This window comes from Micromonospora maritima (assembly GCF_902825405.1).
In the GTDB taxonomy this organism is placed as follows: domain Bacteria; phylum Actinomycetota; class Actinomycetes; order Mycobacteriales; family Micromonosporaceae; genus Micromonospora; species Micromonospora maritima.
This window is the reverse complement of the sequence record NZ_CADEAU010000421.1, coordinates 1-4,701: the sequence shown is the minus strand read 5'-3', so window position 1 is coordinate 4,701 and position 4,701 is coordinate 1. Positions and strand designations below refer to the sequence as shown.

Annotated in this window: 3 protein-coding genes and 1 pseudogene; 2 read left to right on the top strand and 2 right to left on the bottom strand. The window is 75.8% G+C overall.

The window, feature by feature from the left end; translation table 11 throughout:
* A partial coding sequence (locus HUW36_RS26090) for a tetratricopeptide repeat protein (RefSeq protein ID WP_174530571.1) occupies positions 1 to 1,426 on the bottom strand: 1,426 nt, incomplete at its 3' end.
* Between the two features lie 185 nt (positions 1,427 to 1,611).
* Here HUW36_RS26090 and HUW36_RS26085 point away from each other — a divergent pair.
* Together HUW36_RS26085 and HUW36_RS26080 are read left to right on the top strand one after the other, a co-directional pair.
* Complete coding sequence (locus HUW36_RS26085) at positions 1,612 to 2,640, top strand: SIS domain-containing protein (RefSeq protein WP_174530570.1); 1,029 nt, start codon at positions 1,612 to 1,614, stop codon at positions 2,638 to 2,640.
* A gap of 25 nt (positions 2,641 to 2,665) precedes the next feature.
* Positions 2,666 to 4,228, top strand: coding sequence for a PAS domain-containing sensor histidine kinase (locus tag HUW36_RS26080; protein ID WP_174530569.1), 1,563 nt, complete (start codon positions 2,666 to 2,668; stop codon positions 4,226 to 4,228).
* Here HUW36_RS26080 and HUW36_RS26075 read toward each other — a convergent pair.
* Positions 4,203 to 4,701 (bottom strand): annotated as a pseudogene (locus HUW36_RS26075) (glycosyltransferase family 39 protein); the annotation flags it as partial. The gene HUW36_RS26080 and the pseudogene HUW36_RS26075 overlap by 26 nt on opposite strands.

Here is a 4,701-nt window from a genome sequence, read left to right as displayed (position 1 = left end):
GCCCGGCCACCAGGCCGGCCACGTCGGCGCGTACCCCGGGTTCCACCCAGGCGGCGGTGACCAGGGCGAACAGCGCCGCCTCGGCGACCGGGCCGGGACCGTCCGCGGCCAGTGCCCCCAGCACCCGGCGCCGGGTGGACTCGGCCCACGGCTCGTCGGTGCGGTGGTGCAGCAGGCCGAGGCAGGCCCAGACCTGGACGCACCGCACCCAGAGCGCGGGATCCTGTCCGGCGAGCACCCGCCCCAGTGCGGTGGGCGGCGCCTCCGGCGGATGCGCCAGCAGGCCGAGCAGGTCGGCGAGGTCGACCGTGGCGAGTCCGACCGCGGCGTCGTACGCCGCCGGGGGATGGGCCCAGGCCGGCTGGGCAAGCTGCTGGAGTCGCCGTACCGCGGCGGCCGACGGGAGGGCACTGTCGGCGAGGCCCTCCGGCACCAGCGGGTCGTCCGCGCCCACCGGCGTCACCTGACCCAACCAGGGACGGCCCCGGCAGCACTCGGCGAGGTCGCCGTGCTCGTGCGAGTCGTCCGGGTGGTCGCGGACGAAGTCGGCCAGGGCCACGAGGTGGTCGATGTCGCCGTCGCGCTGGAAGCGCAACCGGTGTGCGGTGTGCACGGCGCAGTCGAAGGTCGGGTCCTTCGCCAGCGCGCGGTCCACCCAGTCCAGCGCGGCGTCCAGCCGGCCGTGGTCGGCCAGCGTGCCGGCGATGTCCGCGTAGACCGCCAGGTCGTCCGGGTCGAGCGCGACGGCCCGCTCCAGCGCGGCCAGCGCGTCGGCGGTCCGGCCCGCGCTGCGGTACGCGTACCCGAGCCAGACCTCGCCGAGTCTGGTCTGCTCCGCGCGTACCCCCCGGGTGGCCCAGGTGACCGCCAGGGCGACCTCGCCCAGGCGCCGGGCCAGCGCGGACGCCGCGCCCAGCAGCAGCGGGTGCTCGGGGTGCACGGTGATCGCGTTGCGGGCCAGGGTCAGGTACGGCTGGAGCGGTTCCCGCAGCCGGCGCGGCACCGGGTCGGGCACGGCCGCGCAGACCTGCATGAGGATCCGTGCGGTGCGTTCGGGGTCGAGCCGTTCCGGCAGGTCGGCGGCGGTCACCCAGGGCACGGCGGCCCACGGCGCGGCGGGCGCGTAGCCGGTGGCGGCGGCCAGCAGGTCGAGCCCTTCGGCGGGGCGGCCGGCGGCGGCGAGCAGGTGTGCCCGGGCCACCACGGCGCCGACGAACGCGTGCTGGCCCAGTGGGAAGAGGTCCAGGTCACCTCCGCTGGCGGCGGCGAGCCGGGCGAGCGTCTCGTGCGCCTCGGGCAGCGTGGGGGAGCGGACCAGCGCCGCGGCCACGTGGTCGGCCGCGTGTCGCAGGTCACCCTCGCCCAGCGCCAGGCGGGCCAGCGCGAGTTCCTCCTCCGCGGAGAGCGCGGCGTCGTCCTCGGGCACGTCGTCCTCTCGCCGGGTCGGGGTCGTCAGCCGGGCAAGCGTAGGGGATCTTGCCCAGGATTGGTGATCCACTGCGCACTACTGTTCGTTGCGTTGCTCGTTACGGCTCAAACGTGCAAGACTGAGCATCGAACGCGCGGCAACCGCGCAGAAGGGGGTGCGGGGTGACCCGTCCAGGGGTCGGCATGGCCGCCGACATCGACGAGCAGCCGGCCGGCTACGAGCGCCTGCTCTCCACCGAACACGCCGCCGCGATCGCCGAGGTCGCGGCCGTCGTCGCGGACCGGCGGCCCCGGCACGTGGTCTTCACCGCCCGGGGCACCTCCGACCACGCCGCGCTCTACGCCGCCTACCTCACCGAGATCCGGCTCGGGCTGCCGGCCGGGCTGGCCTCGCCGAGCGCGATCACCGTCTTCGGCGCCCGGCCCGACCTCTCCGACGCGCTCGTCGTCGGCGTCAGCCAGAGCGGCGGCTCGCCCGACCTGGCCGAGGTGCTGCGGGTCGCCCGGGCCTCCGGCGCGCTCACCCTCGCGGTCACCAACAATCCCGACTCGCCGCTGGTCGAGACCGCCGAGCTGAGCGTCGACATCGCCGCCGGCCACGAGCGCGCGGTCGCCGCCACCAAGACCTACACCGCCGAGCTGCTCGCGCTGCTCATGCTCATCGAGGGGGTACGCGCCGGCGACGGCGTGCTGCCCGCCGAGGAGCGCGCCGCCCTGAGCCGCCTGCCCGAGCTGGCCGCGCGGACGCTCGCCGACGACACCCCGGCCCGGCTCGCCCCGCGCTACCGGTTCGCCGCCCAGCTCGTCACCACCGGCCGCGGCTACGCGTACCCGACCGCCCGGGAGGCGGCGCTGAAGCTGATGGAGACGTCCTACCTCCCGGCGCTCGCGTTCTCCGGCGCCGACCTGCTGCACGGCCCGCTGGCCATGACCGACCCGGACGTCCCGGTCCTCGCCGTGGTCGGCTCCGGCCCCGGCGGCACGTCCATGCGCGAGGTGCTGCCCCGGCTCGGCGAGCGCCGCGCCGACGTGGTGGTGGTCGGCTCCGCCGAGGTCGGCGAGACCCGGATGGCGGTGCCCGAGGTCGACGAGCGGTACGCGCCGCTGCTCGACATCCTGCCGCTGCAACGGCTCGCGCTGGCCCTGGCGCTGGCCCGCGGCGAGGACCCGGACGCACCACGCGGGTTGAAAAAGGTCACCGCGACGATGTGAGGCCCGGCGTGGCACGCTGTGGAGCGTGTCCACCCTCCGTGACCTCGCCGAGGAGCACACCGCGCTCCGGCCGGCGGACATCGACCACCTGCACCGGATCGCCGGCGACTGGCAGCTGCTGTCCGACCTCTCCTTCGCCGACCTGCTGCTCTGGGTGCCGGTGGACGGTGACGGCACCTTCCTCTGCGTGGCCCAGGTCCGCCCGACGACCGCGCCGACCGCGTACCTGGACGACCAGGTCGGCCGCATCGTCGGCGGGCCCGAGGTGGCACACCTGGAGGTGGCCCACCGGCAGGGCCGGATCTGGCGCGAGGGCGACCCGGTCTGGTACGGCGACGTGCCCGCCCGGCACGAGGCCATCCCGGTGCGCCTGCGCACCGGCGACGGGGAAGCCGGTGAGGTGATCGCCGTGGTGGGGCGCGACACCAACCTGTCCACCGCGCGCACCCCGAGCCAGCTCGAACTGAACTACCTGACCACCGCCGACGACCTGGCCCAGATGATCGCCGACGGCACGTTCCCGCCGCCCCGGCACCCGGGCGAGACCACCTCGGCGCCCCGGGTCGGCGACGGACTGGTGCGGCTCGACGCCAACGGCAAGGTCACCTACGCCAGCCCGAACGCCCAGTCCGCGTACCGCCGGCTCGGCTACGCCTCCCACCTGGTCGGGGAGGATCTGGCCAAGCTGCACCGCCGGCTGGCCGGCGACCCGCTCGAAGGCACCGACGCGGGCAACGCGGTGCTCGCCGCGTTGCGCGGCGAGGCGCCGCCTCGCCGGGAGATCGACGCCCGGGGCGCCACGATGCTCACCCGGGCGCTGCCGCTGATGCCCGCCGGCGTGCCGATCGGCGCGCTGGTGCTGGTCCGCGACATCACCGAGGTACGCCGCCGCGACCGCGCCCTGATCACCAAGGACGCCACCATCCGGGAGATCCACCACCGGGTGAAGAACAACCTCCAGACCGTCGCCGCGCTGCTGCGCCTCCAGGCCCGCCGGGTGGCCATGCCCGAGGCCCGGGTCGCGCTGGAGGAGTCGGTACGCCGGGTCGCCTCGATCGCGCTGGTGCACGAGACGCTCTCCATGTCCAGCGACGAGGCGGTGGAGTTCGACGGCATCGTCGACCGGGTCGCCAGCGCCGCGACCGAGGTGGCGGCGACCGAGGTGACCGTCGGCATGCGCCGGAAGGGCAGCTTCGGCGTGCTGCCCGCCGAGATCGCCACCTCGCTGGTGATGGTCCTCAACGAGCTGCTGCTCAACGCCGTGGAGCACGGGTTCCCGCCGGCCGACGAGGACGGTGCTCCCGCCGCGGTCGACGGGCCGAAGCCGGAGGTGGTGGTGTCGGTGCACCGACTCCGCAAGGAGCTGCACGTCTCGGTCACCGACAACGGGCGCGGCCTGCCCGGGCAGTTCGACGCCGAACGGGGCGGCAACCTCGGGCTCCAGATCGTCCGGGCGCTGGTCACGGGCGAGCTGCGCGGCACCATCGAACTGCGCAACGGTGCCGGGGGCGGCACCGAGGCGGCGCTCGTCGTCCCGCTGGCCCGGGGCACCACCGACCGCCTCACCGGGCGAGCAGGGCCACCGTGAGTCCCGAACGGGGCCAGACCCGACGCACCGTGAAGCCGTCGCGCAGCGCCGCGCCCTTGGCGCCGGGCACCGCCGCCAGCGGGTCCGCCCGGCGCCCGGTGACCACCAGCCAGACCCGGTCCACCCCGGTCAGGCACCGCGCCGGGTCGTCGCACTCGGTGGCCCACAGGTTCGCGTCCTGCCGCTGGTCGCGGACCACCAGCACGTCGCGCGGCAGCCGTGACCCCAGGTGGTACGCCATGCCCAGATCCGGGAACAGCCAACTGTCCCGGGGTGAGTAGACGATCGCGTCGCCCGGCCGCTCCCCGGCGGCGATCACCCGTGCCGCACCCGCGTAGTCGACGGGGGCGCTCCGCGGCCACTCGTGGGTACGGCGCAACGCCGCCTGGTCGGGCAGTCCGAGCAACCCGGCCAGGGCCACCAGGGCCAGCGCCGCCCCGAGCCGCGCCCCGGCCGGCCCGGTCCCGGCCGGT

Excerpts from the sequence above, each read along its gene's own strand:
- HUW36_RS26085 (WP_174530570.1), top strand. The coding sequence starts at position 1,612 with ATGGCCGCCGACATCGACGAGCAGCCGGCCGGCTACGAGCGCCTGCTC.